The following is a 17,418-nucleotide window of genomic DNA, read 5'->3' on the forward strand; positions in this document are numbered from 1 at the left end:
TTTTTGTTCGAGTGCCGTCCTCGGAGTCAAGCGCTTCGACAGGCTACGGGTGATCAGAGCCGCACACTTAGGCCATGGTGGGCGCCGCGTCTTCTTTCCCGCCGCGGGCGACGATCCGGAGCGCCCCGTCCGGAAGCGGCCGTTGCAGCTTCAAGGCTTCGTCGGCCGGTGCCGTCATCCAGGTTTCGACCTCGTCGGGTGTCGTCAGGATCACCGGCATCGCCTTCGGGTGGATGGCGCCGACTTCGGCGTTTGGCTCCGTCGTCAGGAATGCGTAGAGGTCGTTCGTGGTCTCGCCTTCCTTGACCTTCCGGACCGACGTCCAGTTGGTCCAGATGCCGGCGAAGCACGCGAGCGGGCGGGTCTCGTCGAGCGCGAACCAGATGTCGCCGCCCTCGATTTTGTTGAACTCGCCGAAGCTGTTAAACGGCACCACGCAGCGATTCTCGAGCCCCAGCCAGCGCGTCCAGTGTTTGCTCTTCACGTTGCGAATGTTGGTGGTGCCTCCGTCCGGCTCCATCCGGAGCAACTCCTTGAAATCGACGGTCTTGCCCTTCGCTTGCAGCTTAGCGGCGCGCTTCTTGGTCGCCTCCATGAGCGCGTGCGCCGACGAGGGCATGCCCCACCGCGCGGTCGCGAGCTCGCGGCCATCGGGGCCGGACCGGACGATCGGCGCCTTGTAGTCCGGAAACACGCCGGGCATCGGCGCGAGGTTGCCGACGTACCGGTTGACGACGCGGAACAGCGCGCTGATGGCGGCCTGGTTGGTGGTGATCGAATACAGGTTGCACATCTCGTCACGTCTCCGAAGCGGCCTGGCGGGGTCGCAGCGCCAGCTGTAGCAGCGTCGCCGGCGGCCGGCGACCGGCGTTGGCGCACTTGCTGCAGCGGAGCCGGCCCGCCAGCGTCGTGGACGAAGGTGGTCGGCGGACGGCGCAGCGCGGCCAGGGTCTCGAGCTCAATTTCTCCGGCGCCTTGCTGGGCTTCGACCTGCGACGCCCGGCGCACAAGCTCCGGGTCTGGGCCGGTTCGGCGCCGTCGCCGGGCCGTGAACGGACGATCTAAACCGGACCTTCCCAGTCGTGCGCGGATCGCTCCGCGGGGCCGCCGGGGCCGCGCGCCCGCGCGTCGCATTCCGGGACGCCCCGCATGTCCGCGTTGCCACGGATCGGTCTCTGATCTTTTTTTCGAAAGATCTGATGTCGAATCGCGGCACTGCCGGAATCCGCATGCTAGAAGTTTCAATGTGATTTATCACGTTACTCTATTTACACCGCTAGTGAGGTCCGTTTGAACTACCGACGATACATCGCGAGCGGAGCCTGGCGGTCCAACGAAGAGAGACTGCACGAACTGAAGGCCGCCGACGGCCATTGCCGCCTGTGCTTCGAAGCGGCGTCCGAGGGTTCGCCTCTCCAAGCGCATCATGCGACCTACCTTCGCCTGGGCTGCGAGGCCCGCGGCGATCTGATCGCGCTTTGCGCGCGCTGCCACCGCGACATCGAGGACATCTTGCGGCGGCGCCGCTTCGCCCGGGTCGTTCCGTTGCGCGCCGACGTGATCAGCATGCGCGACGTCCGCACGCGACTGTCCGATCCCACCCGCTAGGAGACCCGAGTTCATGGAAGCTGAAACCGTCACGCTGAAGATCGTCGGCACCAAACGGCTCATCATGCGCTGCGGACGGATGTCGGATCCGCTCGATCCGGCGACCAAGGCGCTGGCGCGCCTGACGTCCAAGCGCATGAAGACGAGCGCCGACCACGAGGAGATCGCGCGCATCGAATGGAACGGCTGCTTGTGGCTCGACTCCGGACGTCCGTGCATCCCGGCCGAGGCGCTCACGGCGACGTTCGTCGGCGCGGCCAGGTCGCGCAAGCGCAAGGACGCCGCGCGCGTCGGCGTGGTCGTGGAGGGCAACGCCCCGCTCGACTACGACGGCCCGCGCGATCTCGACGAACTGTGGCTGTTGCCCGAATTCCGGCTGCGCGCCTCCGTCAAGATCGGATCGGCGCGGACCATGCGAACGAGGCCATGCTTCCACGACTGGTCCGTCGTCTTCACCGCGCACTTCCTCCCGTCGCTCTGGAATCGGGACGACGTGGTTGAGATGTACCGTCTCGCCGGCTTCGCCAAAGGCGTGGGGGACTGGCGGCCGACGAACGGCACCTTTTCGGTCGAGGAGGTCGCGTGAGAGCTCAGGGTGGGGCGTGGTCCGGCGAGCTATGGCACGGCCCGGCGTGGCGTCTGGGAGGCCTCGGCGTCGCCGATGCCTCCCGAGCCTCGCATCCTCGCCCCGCACGCGCGATCGGTGCCGGCAGGAACGAATCCTTCGACTTCCTAATCAAGGAGCCTCCCCATGTCTGACGCCCGCGCGACCGCGGCCACGCGACCCGCAGCGCAGAAGACGAAGACGACCCGCTTCCGCCCCGCGCCCATGGGGCCGCTGGAACGCGCCGTCTTCCGCCGTGAAAAGAAGAGTTGGGAGGCGGCCCGCGCGACGACGCGCTTGACGTCTGACGCTTCGTCCGGAGGGCCGCCGCCGAGGCCCACGACGTGGAATCGCGTGCCGACGGCGGACGCCGTCGCCACGAAGCTCATGCTCGCGAAAGCTTTCGACGAGACGGAGAGCCTCGCGCTGGCGATGCGCTGCGCTTCTCCGGTCGTGATCTGCGACGTGCCGGACCCGGCCGTGCTCGGGATGGTCGCGGACTGCTGGAGAGAGGTCGTGCTCGGCGACGCTACGGCCGCGAGCCACTCCGTGCTTTCCGACGTCCTGCCGGCCATGGCCGCACGGAACGCGACACAATGCCTCCACATGATCGTCGCGGATCCGCCGAAAGCCTCGGACCGGCACCGCGCGCAACGGCGCGCCTTGGCGGCGCTGTCGCTCGCGCTGCCCTTGATCGCGTTCTCGCCGCTCGCGGCGTCGCACCTTCCCGACGCCCTGCTCCGCGCCTGCGACGTCCGGCTCGCGGTCGGGCGTCCCGATGCGGACACCATCGGCAAGACCGTCCATCTCGTCACCGGCTCGATGCCGCGCGAGGTGCCCGACGAGCGGGCGCTCCGGCAGATCGGCACCGACGAGGTCTCGCTCGCCGTCAGGTTCGACCGCCCCGCCGACGACTGCGTGGACAGGCTCCGGCGGCTCGCGGCCGAGAAGGCGGAGCGCTCGAGCGTGCGCGAGCTCCGCCTCGACGATCTCCGCGGCATGGACGCTGCGGTCGCCTACGCGAAATCGTTCGTGAAGGACGTCGCGGCGTGGAAACGAAAGGAGATCCCCTGGAGCGCCGTGGACGCCGGCGTCGTGTTCGAGGGCCCGCCGGGCACGGCCAAGAGCACGCTGCTGCGCCTGATCGCCGCCGAAAGCGGGACGAACCTGGTGCTCGCGAACCTGGCGGAGTGGCAGGGCAGCGGCGAAGGTCACCTCGGCCATCTGCTCCGGCAGATGCACGCAGATGCAGCAAAAGCTAAGTCACTCAGTCCATGCGTTTTCGGAATCGAGGAAATCGAGGCGTTCGGCGACAGAGCTTCGATGAAGCACGCGTGGCGGGACTACTCACGCCAGGTCATAGACGGATTTCTGGCCGCTTGCGATTCCTTGTCCAGCGCGCACGACTTCCACGGCGACGGACGGGCCGTCGCGCTGATCGGCACCACCAACGACGCGCGCCGCTGCGATCCGGCGATCCTGCGGTCGGGCCGCTTCAACCAGGTGATCCGCATCGGCCTGCCGGACCCCGAGGCGCTGGAGGCGATCTTCCGGCTCAGGCTGCGCGGCGACCTAGCGGATGCGGATCTCGGCGACATCGCGCTGGCCGCGCTCGGCTGCACCGGCGCCGACGTCGGGCGCATGGTGGGCGAGGCCCGCCGCAGTGCGAGGCACGCCGGCCGCGGCATCGTTCTTGACGACCTCAAGCGCGCGCTCTCCGGCGGCTTCGAGACGCCGCCGGGCCTGCTGCCGCGCCACGCAGTGCACGAAGCGGCTCACATCCTCGTCGACGTCGTCCTGCACGGCCCGGCCGGCGCAGTCGCCATCATGACGCCCTCCGTCCGCGCCGCGGCCTCCGTCTTCAGGTTCCGCGAGGCGCCGCTTGCCGGCACCCACGCGGACAATTTCGCGCGGCTGCAGGTCATGCTCGCCGGGCGCGCGGGCGAGCGCCAGGTCTTCGGCGAGGCCGGCTGGGGCAGCGCCGGCGTGGACGGCTCCGATCTTCACGACGCGACTAGGCTTGCGGCGGCGATGGTCGGATCGTTCGGCAACGACGAGGCGAACCTCCTCTACCTCAGTGCGGCGCGCGAGGCGGAATCCCTGCTGGTCTTTCCGGAGGTGCGCGACGCAGCACGGCAGCTGCTCGCCGCCGCCGCCGAGGCCACCTCTCGCATCCTGTCGGCGCACCGGGAAGCGCTGGACGAGATCGCCGCCCGCCTCCTGGCCGACGGACGCGTCGATGGCGACGCGGTCGCCGAAGCGCTCGCCAGACGCGCCGGGCCCCGACGGCCGGCGACGATCCACACCCTCGAACCGAAAGGAGACAAACGATGACGAAGATCGAGAGGGGAAAGTCGTCCGTTCCGGCCCTCCCGCCGGCGCGCCTCCAGCGTCGCCCGTGCACCGAAGCCGCACGGCGCAACGACCTCCTCCGCCGCGGGGTGCTCGCGGCGCTGCGCCGATCGGGCCGCTATTCCGTCGTCACCAACATGCGCGTTCCCGTGCCCGAGGAGGCACGCGAGGCGGTCCGCCACGGCCGCCGGTCCGTCGCGACGCAGGCGCGGTGCGAGACGGTGGTGATCGACATGGTCGTCGTCGATGCCCCAAACGGCTGGGCCGGCGGCTACGCATTCTGCAGCCCCGGCGCCCAGTCGCTCCGGGCGCGTCACCGCATCGAGGAGGACCTGCGGGCAGCAGAACTCGTGCTCGGCCCTCACGTGAGCCGCACCATGGCGAGCGGAATCGACACGGTGACGGTCGGCATCATCGACGGGTGCGCCGATCCGGAAGAGTGCGACGACCTCACGATCGCCGTGAGCGAGATCGCCGACAGCTTCGACGTCCCGTTTCCGGAGAAGGAGACCGGGTCCTTCCGTCCCCGGACGGCGTACCCGGCGCCTGAGCCGCGGTGCGGACGCCAGCCGGGGCAGGACAAAGAGTCCTGGTAACTTGGGCGGTCGGCCCGATGGCCGGCCCCTTCTCGACCGCTGGAGCGAAACCCTTTTGACGACGACCACCTGTGCGAGACCCATCGTCAAGGATCCGAAATCGTCGATGATGCGAAGCTGCTAATTTATCTCCGCAGTGCGCCGCGACTTTGCAGCCTCGCTTTGGCGGGCGGCGCCCGCGAGACGACGACCGTCGATCTCGCCATGGATGCGGCAGAAGACGCTAGACGGGCGCATTCGCCTTCCGCGGCCGTGGAGAGTTGTCGCGTTTGCCCATAATGATCGATCGAGACCTGCGCGGGCCAAACTGCTGGGCTTCGACGTCGACAGCATACCGGCCTCCGGATCTGGATCGTGACCGTCAGCATCATCGACGGCTCGGCCCATCCTGAAGAGCCCGACGATTTCACCATCTCCGCGCGCTACAGCGGGTTTCATTAGAGCGGGTCCGAGATAGCCATGAAGCAGATAGTCAAAATTGACAAAGGTCGGTTCGCGCTGGGCTCCGACGAAATCGTATTCGTCAGAGGCAAGCGCAGGAAGCCCGAAGCCCCTGATCCATCATTTACAGCCGAGGAACCCCAACCCCTCCCCCGCCGTGCGCAGCTTGTCAAAGTCCCGACCAGGCCGACGCTCGTGCGCGTCCCGAACAGGCCCGCCCGCTTCCCTGTCATTTGGCCGGAGGAATTGACGGCAGAGACTTTGGCCGCTTTCCTCGACTTCCCGACGACGAGGGAGTTGTGTAAATCCATCTCGCGCGGCGAAGCTCCGGCACCCACGTCCTTCAGACGCGCGAAAGGCACTATCCAGTGCGTTTGGCATAAACACGTGGTCCTGAAGTTCGTGGCCGCACGTCACGCCGCGAGCGGCGAGTGAACGTCGATCGACTTCTTGACGAAAGGATTGAGCAGACGAATGAGCTCATCCAGCTCGGTGTCGTGGTTGGTGGCGAATTGCCGGACCGCGATAAGTCCTTGAATCACCTCCGTCCTATGCGCGATCCGCTTCAGCTGATTGTTGTGGATCATCCTGATCGTCTCCTGCACATAAATCTTGGCGGTGCGGGGATCGAGATGGCCGCTGAGCGCCATCAATTCGTTTTCCGTACATCCGGACTCGGCGGATTCGGAGATGCCACCTTTTCGGAAGGACCTCCATTGCATTTCTTCGGGCAGGTTGACCCTGGCTTTGATGCGGTCGAACACTGTGTAAAACTGCTTCGGCAGTTCCTGGGCATCCAAAGGGGCCCAGCCCTCGTCAAAGGTCCCGTCTCGCGGAATCAAGGGACCCGTGACCCGATCGCCCTTGAGCGCGTCGAGCCGATTCTCCATGACAGGATAGAGCGGTTGACCCCAACGATCATAGAGATCGATCCACCTCGAATTGCCTACTTTGGGCCGAACCAAGTAGACCTGCCTCGGCCTGTCCACCGGCTTCCAATGCTCGCACCTCCATGACGCCAGGGTCGCGGTCGGGCGGAGCTGAAACTCATAGGATGCAAGTCCGGCGGTCCCCACTCCGGGCCATCCCTCCTGTTGAGCACCATGGTCAAACAAGACAGCATGCAGCAGCGTAGATGCGAAGACGGGGGTCTTCTTCTCCTTGAGGTGGCGAGTCCCGGCGAAAGGATTCAGAATCGGGACCCCGTCGACGACGCCGCGCATGTTGTTGAAAACGAGGCGCCATAGCTCGCGTGCCTTGTTGGAGCCCTTCGGATCGGCGACGCCGAGCCCGACATCCGCGATGTCGTACAGGATCGCCTGCGCCGTCGGCAAGTCGATCGCACTGACCGGAAGGTCGAACACTCGCATGCCGCGGAACCTCTCGATTTTCAGGAGGTGCTTGCCGGAGTGGTTGAGAACCTGGTTGTAGCTCTTTCGCGAGACGGCACTGATCAAGCCCGTGAAGGTGACGTGATTGCGCTGTTCCTGGTACAGGTCCTCCAAACTTCCTTTACGTGGCTTCAGCACGATGACCGGCGAGTCCTTCGTCGCCCGATGCTCAAGAAGCCGGTCGTACAGCTCCTGCGCTTCGCTCAGCGCCACATCCATATCGGGGTCGAGCAACTTGGTCTGGGGCTCGAAGCCCTCCGAGTTCTTGCCGGAGACGTCCCATCTCAGACGCACCCGGCCGCCTTGCCGAAGCATCGCGTAGGGTTTGGTGTATTTAGGAGTCTGGATTTCGATCTTTGCCATGATTTCCAATATAGCATCACTGTATTGATAGAAGCACTATTGATATGCAATTATTCCTCCTTAGCTTTGATTGCTACGGGAATTGATAGTTGTCGGAAAATGCAATGAGCAGTCGTCGGAAAATCGCAAATTCGCTTGTGTTGTCAATCCCTTGGGTTTCGAACTGGAGAGACTCGAACCCCGCGGCATCCGTTCTCACCACGAACGAAATCAATAACTTACGCGCAATTTTCCGACACGCTCCCTTCAAATTCGCGCACGGTTTTCAATCTGTTCAGGGCCGACTTTCAGAGAATTCCGGTCCGGAATCGCTCGCCCATGTCTCAAACTGGCCGCGTGACTCGGGCCGCGACTCGGCGTGCAGATCTCCCGGTCCGCTGACGAACGAAGTGGACGACGCACATGACTCACGTGAGTCGATCGTGCCGTTCCCGGCATCGGACACTCCTCAGGTCCCGATCGATGCCGAAGCGCGCAAGGCAATGGAAAAGCTGGCCGGCGAAGGCGGGGGCTGGGATCCTCGGCGGGTAACGGTGCCGAAGACGCGCGCGATCCTCAGGCGTGGCCAGACCCCGGTCCGTCTGCTGATCAAAGCCTGGAAATACGAGTTGGCGTTCTCCAGCCCGGCGGCTCCGGCCGCTCTACCCCCCGTAGCCGAAATCCAGGCGTTCGACCGTGTCCAGATGCTCCTGCCGAATCCTTCGCCGGCCCAGGAAGCGATCGACGACTCGACGGCGCGGATCGAGTGCTTCCTGGCTTTCGCCGTCGCCTTCATCGAACTCGTCAACCGCCAAGCCGGGGGCGCCGAAATCTACGACACGGCAGTCATCGTTTATCCGGTCGGATTCGCGCGCTCCCACGCCCGTGTGGTCCTCAAGAGGTACGACCATCCCCGATTGGAGAGGACCTTCGACGGGCAATATCGCCTGAAGGATTCGGTGATTTCCACCGAGGCGCGACCGATGCCTGTCCGCTACCACTCGCGGCGACCTTCGGCGGCCCGCCTCACCTCCGTCGAGACGAAAGCGCACGCCAGCCAGAAGCGCGACCTTGCCCGTAGCAAGGATCTCGCCGACTTCACCGTCGAGTATCTGATCAGGATCGATCATCCGGCCGGGCCGTACGAAATCTACGACGCGGCGGAGGATGCCGGCAGACATTTGGATTTCACACGGGACAGCGCACGAAACATCCTCATCAAGGCCTGCCATCCGAAACTCAGAAGAATGAACGGCGGCAGATTTTGGCTGGCGGATCGGCCCGACGTTCCGGAAACGCCTTCGAGCCCCTACTTCAACCGCACGGCGCGCCCCGGCTACCCCGCCCTTGGCCAGGAGCTCGTGGCGATCCTGACGGCCCGCCGCTGCGCAATGACCACGCCCGAACTCACGGACCGGCTGTCCCAAGAGGCGCGGGGGACGTTGCCTCACTACCACGCGTCGTACGCTTTCGGGATGGCGGCCAAGCATTTTCCTCAGCTGAGATTGATGGACAGCTACTGGCGGCTGATCGATCTCCCCGAAGACCGGCCGCGGGGGCTGACCCTGGATCAGGAGGCCGCCGTCTACGCCATCGACATCTGCAACATGCGGGGTCCGTCGACCCTCGGAGAAATCGCTGCTAGGCTGCCCGCCTACTTGAGGCCCCTAATCAACGTCGCTGAGTCGCTCGAACGGTCCGCGTCTTCATTTCCGAGCCTGCTGGAGAAGGACGGAAAATGGCTCGTCGACGGTGCGAGGACAATCTTTGCCCGCAAAGCGTACTAGCGCGGAACGCCGGGCCGTCCGACTTGCGGCGAAAGCGGTGATCGTCGTTCAGCGATGCGCGCTCGGCCCCAAGGCGATCTACGATCTGATCTCCGAGCCGGTCCGCGGCGAGCTGAAGTTGACAAGACATCATTTCTACCGCCGCATAACTCCCGGCGACGGACTATTCCGCCGGGCCGACGGCCGCTGGACCGTAAACGTCGGCGAACTTTGGGAAACCAAACCGAAGCCGGAACGAACAGCTGGCGCCGAAGTCGTGACGCCGTCCATCAGTCTGGAGGACGTCGCAACCGACGTCGCCTTCATGGTGGAACGCTACGGGGCCCAGTCGGTTCGGCAACTCCACCGACAGCTTGCGCCCCGCGCTTCGTACGAGGATTTTCTCGGGCGCGTAACCGCGGCGACGCGAGGCGGTCAAGGACTGGTGGTCAGGGGCGACGTCGTATTCAAACCTTGGACAGATCCCGGTCCTCTCATCATCAGCCGGCGCGGCGATTGACCCCTGCTATCCGTTTCGGACGCGTGCGCGCGCTCTTGACCGGTTCGGCCAAGGATTCGATGGCCGTGCGAAGAGCCGACCCTCCCATATGCATCGCCACCAGGGCTCCGATCTTCGGCTCGAAAAGCTTCGCCGGATCGATCTCGCCCGGGCTTTCAGGTTCGACGGCGGCCCAGGTGCCGTAGACGTTGGCGATGGCCCCCGAAGAGGACCAGCTCTTGATCACGGCAAATCCTCCCGACCGACGGGCGTCGGTGCCTACAGTCACAGTCAACTGGCTCAACCAATCGAAAGGAGTGGTGTCCACACGGTAGCCGTCGTCGTCCACTTCCGGCTCGTCGTATTGCGCATCCAAAAGCAAGCCGAGCCCCTGGGAGAACCGGTGCGTCTCGGTGAAGTTGTAGAAGCGGTGGCGGGAATTAACTAGCTTTCCAAACCCTTTGACCGTGGGCCTCAACGTGTGGCGGAGCGGCATCGCGAGGAGCTTTTTGGTCAGAGGGCCGACATGCGATGCCGCTGCGCCGGAGGCCAGACCGACCAACAGCGCACTGGCGTCGGCCTTGGACATCGCGGTCGCGCTCGGGCCTCTGCCGTACGAAACGATCAATCCGGCCGATCTCAAGCCGCCGAGGATATGCAACACGGTCGGCGCGGGTATTCCCAGCGCTTTCGCCAGGTCTTGAGCCAGCCGTATCGAAGTCGCCATTTAGCTACCTTGATGGCGCTGACGCCGCGCCGTAGCTCCCGTCCTAACCTCTCGCATGGACGACTGCAAGGAATCGCGGCGCCGCGGTGCTGTCTCGCCAATAAACCGCTCGCGGTCTCCCCCGGCCCAAGCTCAGCACCATCCTCTCGGCTAATACCACCGGCGGGCTCCGTTGCGTTCGCGACCGATAGTTGCTGCGCATCCGACGAGTCCCTCGCGACCGCCGTAGGAAATGTGGCTAACAGCGGTCGTCAGACTTCCCCCGGCAGGTGGCAGATTTGGCGTCGCGCTGCACCTTGCCCCGCCAAGGAATCGCTTCGGCGGTGGAAATCTCCGGACAAAAATCGAATCCTTGCTCCGATGGATGGTAGGTTGGGCATGCCAGTCCGCTCCGTCCGGTTAGCGACGCGCCCCGGATTAAAGGATTCCCGACCGTTGAAGAAGCAGACCAAGACCGCCGCGAAGCGCATAGCCGGACCGAGGCGCAGACCAGGCGCGGCGATCGTTACCGAGCCGCAGGTCGAGGGCGAGAAGACCAACAAGCCGTTTGCGGAGAGATTCCAGGAGGGCCGGCTGTCGACTGCCGAGATCCTCGGCGAGAACGTCAAACGCCTCCGAAAAAGACTTGACCTCAGCCAGGCCGATCTCGCCAGGGCGATCGGTACCGACCAGTCGGCGATCGGGTTGATCGAGACCAGGCGCGCCAACCCGACGGTGCGAACGGTCGAGAAGCTCGCGGCGGTTCTGAAGACTACCGTCGTAGATCTTCTAAGCCGGCCGGGACGGCGGCGAACCCACAGCTAGTCGATCGTCAGGGACGCATTGCGCAGCCGAAGTTCACAGGCAGGTTGGCCGCTTGTCAGAAGGTCCACGCCCGTCGCTGACGCCGAGCAAGTAGGCCCAAGCGTCCGGACCGTAGTCCATGAACGCCATGATCGCCTACGGTTCCCCGACACGCTCCAGCCGTCACGGAATGTTGGGCCGCTGGGTAACATTCCGGCCGGCATGCGATTGCGCCACCAACAACCTTTCTGTTGCCATTTCGACGGCTCGTCCGCGGCGAGATGATACGATGATCGCCGGCGAATCCTGAAAGGCGGCTCGACCAGATGGTCCAATTACGAACCTCGATAATCGGTAGCGCGCTGGCGCTCCGGATGCGCCGCGCCGCCGCAGCCCGAGATAACGAAAGCGGTCTGCATATCCTGACCCTTCCCAATCTCGCGGCGCGCTTGGCCGGAGGCTTCAGGTCGCTAGTACCATCAGAGCAGCTCGACCGCGCGATCCAGCAAGCTCTCGCGGCGGGCGGTTTCCAGGAAATCGAGAAAGTGCGCCACCTTCCAGGCATGACGCGAGCGGTCTCCCGGGCCCTGCGCAAGGTTTGGGATGCCGACGTCTCGCTTAGGGCGGACGCGACGAATGTGCGCCTCGCCGATCTGGCTTTGATCGAGAACCGTGTGCGACGCGAACTGCCGCTCGCCGCGGCGCTTCCGATCGATCTGCGGAACGCTGCTCTGTCGCGGGTGCGGCACGCGGCCCGTACGATCGGACCGCTGACGATCGATCGCCTTTCCTGGATTCCCCCGCTTTGGCGACCACTGATCGACGCGTTGGCGAAGGAGGTCCCGGTCGAATGGATCGCCTCACCTCGCGCGGAAACCGCCTGGTTCGCGGGAAGGATCGTGCGGGCACCGGAGGTGGACAGTGCCGCGCCAGCCACGGTGTCGTGCGCCGATCCGCACCATGAGATTATCGAAAGTCTGCGCTGGGCTCGCTATCTGATTGCCTCCGGCACCGCCCATCCAGACCAGATCGCGATCGTGTCGGCGGGAACGACGCCCTGGGACGATCACCTCCGCGCCCTCGCACCGGACGCCGGCTTCAGATTGGCCTTCCCGCACGGGATTCCCGCGCTTTCGACCCGCGACGGCCAGCGGTGCGCCGCGCTGGCCGACGTGCTTCAACACGGTCTGAACCAGCAACGGTTGCGACGCCTCGTTTCCCTCTGTCGGGGTGAGCGAAGCGCGTTCGAAAGCCTGCCCGCGAATTGGCTGGCCGCGCTGCCCCGGGGCGCGACATTGTCGCGGCCTGAAGAGTGGCGACGCGCGATCTCGGCGGCGGCAGCGAGCGATGCGTCTCTGGCGGGCGCTGCGGACGCATTGTCAATCGTGGATATTCTCGCGCGGGGCATCTCGGCGGCGGCCGAAGCCGCGGTCCTCGTTCTGCACGGTAGGGCGCTCCAGCTATGGCAGAGCGCGTTGCGCAGCGCTCCTCCGGAGGCCATCGAGCTCTCACTGCGGACCTCGCGCTTCGAATCCGACCACGACCCTGCTGACTCCGTGGTGTGGTGCTCGGCACGGGAGCTGGCCACCTCGCCGCGCCCGTTCGTCCGGCTTCTCGGGCTGACGGACCGGCACTGGCCTCGCCGCCAAGGCAACGACTCCGTCGTTCCGGATCACGTCCTTTCGAGCGCGACCGTCGATGTCGATCCGGTCGCCGAAGCCGACCGACGACATTTCCGCATCATCGTCGAGGCGGCGACGGGCCGAGCCGTGCTCTCTCGCGGCCGCCGAAGCGGGCAGGGAGGCCGCGTGGGCCGAAGTCCCCTTTCGGAGGGCCGGCCGGAAGAGCACCTCTCGAGAGCGCGCGTTCCTGAGCACGCCTGGAACGAGGCCGATCGCATCATGGCCCGCCCGCAGGACGCGGCCGAGATCGGGCGCGTACGATCGGCCGATGCGTGCTGGCGCGATTGGCATCTCGAGCGGTTCACGCCGCACGACGGGAAGTTCGACGCCGAACATCCGGTCGTCGTGAGATCAATCGAACGCGTGCAGTCCGCGACATCTCTGCGAAGGATGCTGCGGGATCCGCTCGGCTTCGTGTGGCGCTACGCGCTCGGCTGGAATGCGCCTCGCGATCGCGAACAGCCGCTAACGATCGCGCCCGACGAGTTCGGCAAGCTGGTCCATGAGCTTCTGCGGCGCGCTGTGGACGCGCTCGAGCCGGTGCCCGGATATGCGCGCGCATCGGACGCGGAGATCGAAACCGCTCTCGCGGACGCCGCCTCGACGGTCAGGGACGCGTGGCCGCTGCGGGGACAGACGCCGCCGGCGCTGCTATGGCGCAATACCGTGGATTTCGGGGCATCGTTGGCTCTCGCGGGATTGCTGCGGAAGGAGATAACGGATGCGGGCACTCGAAGCTGGACGGAAGTGCCGTTCGGCCAACCGAACGCAGTCGCCACGGAGCGGCAACTGCCGTGGGATCCGACCATTCCGGTCGCGATACCCGGGACGCCCGTCACTCTCGGCGGCTCGATCGATCGGCTGGATCTCAACAGCTCACGCACCGCCGTCCGCGTCTGGGACTACAAGACCGGCGAGGCGCCGAGAAACGCGGGAGGCATCGTGATAGACGGCGGATCCGAGCTGCAGCGGGCGTTGTACGGACTCGCATGCCGACAATTGCTCGATGGCGAACCGACGGTCGTCGCCCGGCTGCTCTATCTTCGCGGCGATACTCTCGCCGTCAGGCTTCCCGATCTCGATGCCGCCGTCGAGCAGATCGCCGCCTTCGTCAACGTCGCGGTCTCGATGATGCGCAAGGGCGTCGTCACCTCGGGCCGGCTTTCGTTCGATAGGTCGAACGAACTTCGATTGGCGCTCCCGGCGTCGCCCGGATACGAAAGGCGCAAGCTGGCCGCAAGCAACAAAATCAACGCAGCCATTTCGCGATATTGGAGCGCTCCGTGATGGAGATGGTCGACGGGCCCGAACGTCTCAGGGCGTTGACCGATCTGGAGTCCTGCCTTTTGGTGGAAGCCGCAGCAGGCACGGGGAAGACGTCCCTGCTCGCCGGTCGCGTGGTGATGCTGCTCGCGCGCGGGGTCGATCCGCGGTCGATCGCGGCCATCACGTTCACCGAGCTTGCGGCGGGCGAACTGCGTCAGCGCATCGCCTCCTACCTCCATCGCATACTCGAGGGCCGGATTCCGGACGAGCTCCGGCCGGCCCTGCCATGGGGTCCCGACGCCGCCCAGACCTCGATGCTACGCGCCGCTGCGAAGCGCCTCGACGAACTGACCTGCGGAACGATCCATTCGTTCTGCCACGACCTCCTGAAGACGTATTCCGTCGAAGCCGCGATCGATCCCGGCGCGGATGTCTTGGACGGCGATCAGGCCGACTTCGCGTTCGACGCGATCTTCGACAGGTGGTGGCGCGGCAGGCTCGACCGGACCGCGCCGGCGGCCGGGGATCCGATCGCGTCGGTTGCTCGGCGTGATCCGATCGACGCCGAAGGACTGCTGCGCAGCTTCGCCAAATTCCGCCGACGCCATCGGGGAGCGCGGCCGTTGCCTGCCGATCTCGAAGCCCACGCGGACGTCGAATTCGCGGAGAGCGTGCGGGAATTCCGGCGCTGGTGCGACCAGGTCGACGTGCCACCCGAAGCCGATCCCGACATCGTCGCGCTCGAGGCGTTGGTCTCCCACTTCCAGGGGCGCTTCGATCCCCTGCCCGACTTCGAAGGCCTGCTGGAGCTCGCGCACCCCGCATGGCTGCCGATCATGCGCAAGGGTACGTCGGATCTCCGGGAATACAGGCGCCGGACGTTGTGGCGAAAGGCGGGCGGTGCGGACGGCGAGCGGCTTGCCGATCAGGCGGAAGAGCATTTCGGCCGGTGCCGCCAGGCTTACGGCACGTTGATGGGACGGATCGCGACGGCCATCATCGGGATCTTCTCGGGCGGGCTCGATGAAGTGATGACGGAGTACGAGACCTTTAAAAGGCGGGCCGCCGTCCTCGATTTCGACGACCTTCTGTTCACGTGCCGCGATGTTCTGCGCGACCATCCTTCGGTCCAGACGACCGCCGCCAAGCGCTTCTCGCGGCTTCTGGTGGACGAGTTTCAGGACACCGATCCCGTGCAGGCGGAGATCATCTTTCTGCTGTGCGGAATGGCGGAGGACGACCGCGCCTGGCACGCGCGATCGCTCAGGCCCGGCCACCTTTTCGTCGTCGGCGATCCGAAGCAGGCGGTTTATCGCTTCCGCGGTGCGGACCTGGCGACGTATCTCAAGGTGCGCGAGACGATCGAGGCGCAATTTCCCGACAATATCCTCAGGGTTACCGCAAACTTCCGGTCTCGCGCCCAGATTTTGGATCACGTGAACCGTTGCTTCGAGGAACGGCTGTCGTCGCAACAGGCCGGTTACGTCGCCTTGCAGACCACGAAGGCAACCGCTGAGCACGGCTTGCCGTGCGTGGCGAAAGTTTCCGTGGAGCTTCCTCCGTTGACGAGGGTCGACAGTGCCCGCGACGAGGAAGCTCAGGCTGTGGCCGAAGTATGCGCGCGCCTCATCGGCAACGTCGACATCAAGCTCAATGACGGCCAGACTAGGCGACTTTGTCCGGGCGACATCGCTCTGCTCGCACCGGTTTCCACGGACCTCTGGCGGTACGAACGGGCTCTCGAGGAGGCGGGACTGCCCTTCGCCTCGCAGGCGGGCAAGAACCTCTACAAGCGGCAGGAAGCGCAGGATCTGGTGGCGCTGATCCGCGCCTTGGCCGACACCCGTGATACGCTGGCGCTCGGAGCGCTCATGCGCGGTCCGCTCGTCGGCCTGACCGAGCAGGAGCTGCTCGACATCACCGCCGGCCTTCCCGTCGAGCGCGACCGGATCTCAGGTCTGTCGCTCCGGACCGATCCGGCGGCGGTCCGAAACCCGGTCGCACGGGAAGTGCTGACCGTTCTGACTGACCTGCGCCGCCGCATCAACACAACGGCACCCGCCTTCGTTCTCGCCGAGGCGATCGAGCGCCTGCGCATCCGCGCCATCGTCGCGGCCCGCAGCGGCGACCAGGCGGCGCGGGCGCTCGCGAACGTTGACGGCTTCGTCGAACGGGCCCGAAGATACGACGTCCGCGGCTTCGTCCAGTTCGCCTCGGACATCGACGACGAATGGTCGAGCGGATCGGCGTCACCAGAGGGCATGATGGAGGCCGACGGACAGTCGATCGAGATCGTCACCGTGCACTCGTCGAAAGGTCTGGAGTGGCCGGTCGTGATTCCAATCAACCGCTCGTCCATGCCGCGGCGAGCCGAGGCGTTCGTCCACCGGAGACGGGACGAAAGCCTGCATTGGGCGCTGGGCCAAGTGGTGCCGCCGGGACTGGGCGATGCGCTGCGGACGGAAGAGGCGGAGAAAAGGGACGAGAACGTGCGGCTCCTTTACGTCGCATGCACCCGGGCGATGGAGCTCCTGGTCATTCCGGACTTCTCCTGGAGCAACGACGCTTCCTGGGCGAAGCTTCTCGACTTCAAGTTGGATACCGTTCCCGAACTCGACATCGGCCGCCTCCCCCGCACGCCCCTCGCCTCTCGCATTCCTGTGGCGAACCGGCAGACCGCGCAGGTCTTCGCGGAAGAGCGATCGCGCATCGAAGCTGCGCCGCGCGTCCGTTGGATCAAACCCAGCGACGGTGACCCCGACGTAATCACGGGCGAACTAGCCTTCGAGACGAGCGAAGAGCTGCCACGCGCCGCGACCACGGTCGAAGGAGGCTGCATCCGGGGCATCCTTCTCCATAAGCTGATGGAAGAACTCATCTCTGGCGAGTTGGAGGAGAATCTGGAAGCCGCGACCACCCGGTCCAACGAACTATTCGATCAATTGTCTTCGATGGCACCGACGCACGCCGCTATCGACGTACGGGAGCTCGCTTCGACCGCGCTGCGGACGTTGCGACTGCCGGACGTCGACAGATTCCGCGGAACGCTCGTCGCGGAGGTGCCGGTCTACGGTACGACGGCCGGCCCCGACGATCTGGTCGGCGGCCGGGCCGACGCGATCGCCCGCGACGAAGGCAGGGTCGTCTTCGACTGGAAGAGCGACGTCGCTCCCAAGGAGGCCGAGTTTTCGACCTATCGGCGACAACTCGTCCATTACCTTCGGGCGACCGGATCGCGTCGAGGCGCCATTGTCTACATGACGACGGGTCACGTCGATTGGGTTACTCTCGCCGGTTGACCGCCGAGGCCAGAATTATGGCCCTCGGTCACTGAGGGACACTTGTTCGAGAGCGACGCTGT

The 17,418-nt window shown here is 65.4% G+C and carries 14 protein-coding genes; 11 read left to right on the forward strand and 3 right to left on the reverse strand.

What is annotated here, in order from left to right:
• Nucleotides 1–67 precede the first annotated feature (67 nt).
• Nucleotides 68–793 (reverse strand): SOS response-associated peptidase family protein, encoded by a 726-nt coding sequence (locus IVB42_RS06605; protein WP_247370382.1) that lies wholly within the window; start codon nt 791–793, stop codon nt 68–70.
• 77 nt (nt 794–870) lie between these two features.
• Here IVB42_RS06605 and IVB42_RS06610 point away from each other — a divergent pair, with 77 nt between their 5' ends.
• The 6 genes from IVB42_RS06610 (at nt 871) to IVB42_RS06635 (ending at nt 6,036) form a co-directional block, all read left to right on the forward strand.
• Nucleotides 871–1,065: a hypothetical protein gene (locus IVB42_RS06610; protein WP_247398965.1), complete on the forward strand. Its 195-nt coding sequence runs from the start codon at nt 871–873 to the stop codon at nt 1,063–1,065.
• 225 nt (nt 1,066–1,290) lie between these two features.
• The gene (locus IVB42_RS06615; protein ID WP_247370385.1) at nt 1,291–1,608 is read left to right on the forward strand and encodes a hypothetical protein; all 318 of its coding nucleotides are present in this window, start codon (nt 1,291–1,293) and stop codon (nt 1,606–1,608) included.
• A gap of 13 nt (nt 1,609–1,621) precedes the next feature.
• Nucleotides 1,622–2,194, forward strand: coding sequence for a hypothetical protein (locus IVB42_RS06620; RefSeq protein ID WP_247370387.1), 573 nt, complete (start codon nt 1,622–1,624; stop codon nt 2,192–2,194).
• Between the two features lie 165 nt (nt 2,195–2,359).
• Nucleotides 2,360–4,546, forward strand: a complete 2,187-nt coding sequence (locus IVB42_RS06625) for an AAA family ATPase (RefSeq protein ID WP_247370391.1) — start codon at nt 2,360–2,362, stop codon at nt 4,544–4,546.
• On the forward strand, nt 4,543–5,160 hold the full coding sequence (locus IVB42_RS06630; protein WP_247370394.1) for a hypothetical protein: 618 nt from the start codon (nt 4,543–4,545) through the stop codon (nt 5,158–5,160). The genes IVB42_RS06625 and IVB42_RS06630 overlap by 4 nt, the downstream gene beginning before the upstream one ends.
• A gap of 459 nt (nt 5,161–5,619) precedes the next feature.
• Entirely contained in the window at nt 5,620–6,036 is a 417-nt protein-coding gene (locus IVB42_RS06635) for a hypothetical protein (protein ID WP_247370396.1), read from the forward strand.
• Here the strand turns inward: IVB42_RS06635 and IVB42_RS06640 are convergent.
• Nucleotides 6,015–7,355, reverse strand: coding sequence for a hypothetical protein (locus IVB42_RS06640; RefSeq protein ID WP_247370401.1), 1,341 nt, complete (start codon nt 7,353–7,355; stop codon nt 6,015–6,017). The two genes, IVB42_RS06635 and IVB42_RS06640, sit on opposite strands and share 22 nt — an antisense overlap.
• A 104-nt stretch (nt 7,356–7,459) precedes the next feature.
• Between IVB42_RS06640 and IVB42_RS06645 the strand changes: the two genes are divergently transcribed.
• Nucleotides 7,460–9,121 (forward strand): hypothetical protein, encoded by a 1,662-nt coding sequence (locus tag IVB42_RS06645; protein ID WP_247398948.1) that lies wholly within the window; start codon nt 7,460–7,462, stop codon nt 9,119–9,121.
• A 37-nt stretch (nt 9,122–9,158) separates the two neighbouring features.
• Nucleotides 9,159–9,620 carry a hypothetical protein gene (locus tag IVB42_RS06650; RefSeq protein ID WP_247370407.1) on the forward strand — a complete coding sequence of 154 codons (462 nt, stop codon included), beginning with the start codon at nt 9,159–9,161 and terminating at the stop codon, nt 9,618–9,620.
• Here IVB42_RS06650 and IVB42_RS06655 read toward each other — a convergent pair.
• A complete protein-coding gene (locus IVB42_RS06655) occupies nt 9,601–10,326 on the reverse strand; it encodes a winged helix-turn-helix domain-containing protein (RefSeq protein ID WP_247370411.1) in 726 nt (241 codons plus the stop codon). The genes IVB42_RS06650 and IVB42_RS06655 overlap by 20 nt on opposite strands.
• A gap of 435 nt (nt 10,327–10,761) precedes the next feature.
• Here IVB42_RS06655 and IVB42_RS06660 point away from each other — a divergent pair, with 435 nt between their 5' ends.
• From IVB42_RS06660 to IVB42_RS06670, 3 genes are all read left to right on the forward strand, one after another.
• On the forward strand, nt 10,762–11,130 hold the full coding sequence (locus tag IVB42_RS06660) for a helix-turn-helix transcriptional regulator (RefSeq protein ID WP_247370413.1): 369 nt from the start codon (nt 10,762–10,764) through the stop codon (nt 11,128–11,130).
• 353 nt (nt 11,131–11,483) lie between these two features.
• Nucleotides 11,484–14,078 (forward strand): PD-(D/E)XK nuclease family protein, encoded by a 2,595-nt coding sequence (locus IVB42_RS06665; RefSeq protein WP_247370414.1) that lies wholly within the window; start codon nt 11,484–11,486, stop codon nt 14,076–14,078.
• Nucleotides 14,078–17,356 (forward strand): UvrD-helicase domain-containing protein, encoded by a 3,279-nt coding sequence (locus IVB42_RS06670; protein ID WP_247469974.1) that lies wholly within the window; start codon nt 14,078–14,080, stop codon nt 17,354–17,356. The genes IVB42_RS06665 and IVB42_RS06670 overlap by 1 nt, the downstream gene beginning before the upstream one ends.
• Nucleotides 17,357–17,418 lie beyond the last annotated feature (62 nt).

It is taken from the genome of Bradyrhizobium sp. 45 (genome assembly GCF_023073155.1).
GTDB classification, from domain to species: domain Bacteria; phylum Pseudomonadota; class Alphaproteobacteria; order Rhizobiales; family Xanthobacteraceae; genus Bradyrhizobium; species Bradyrhizobium canariense_D.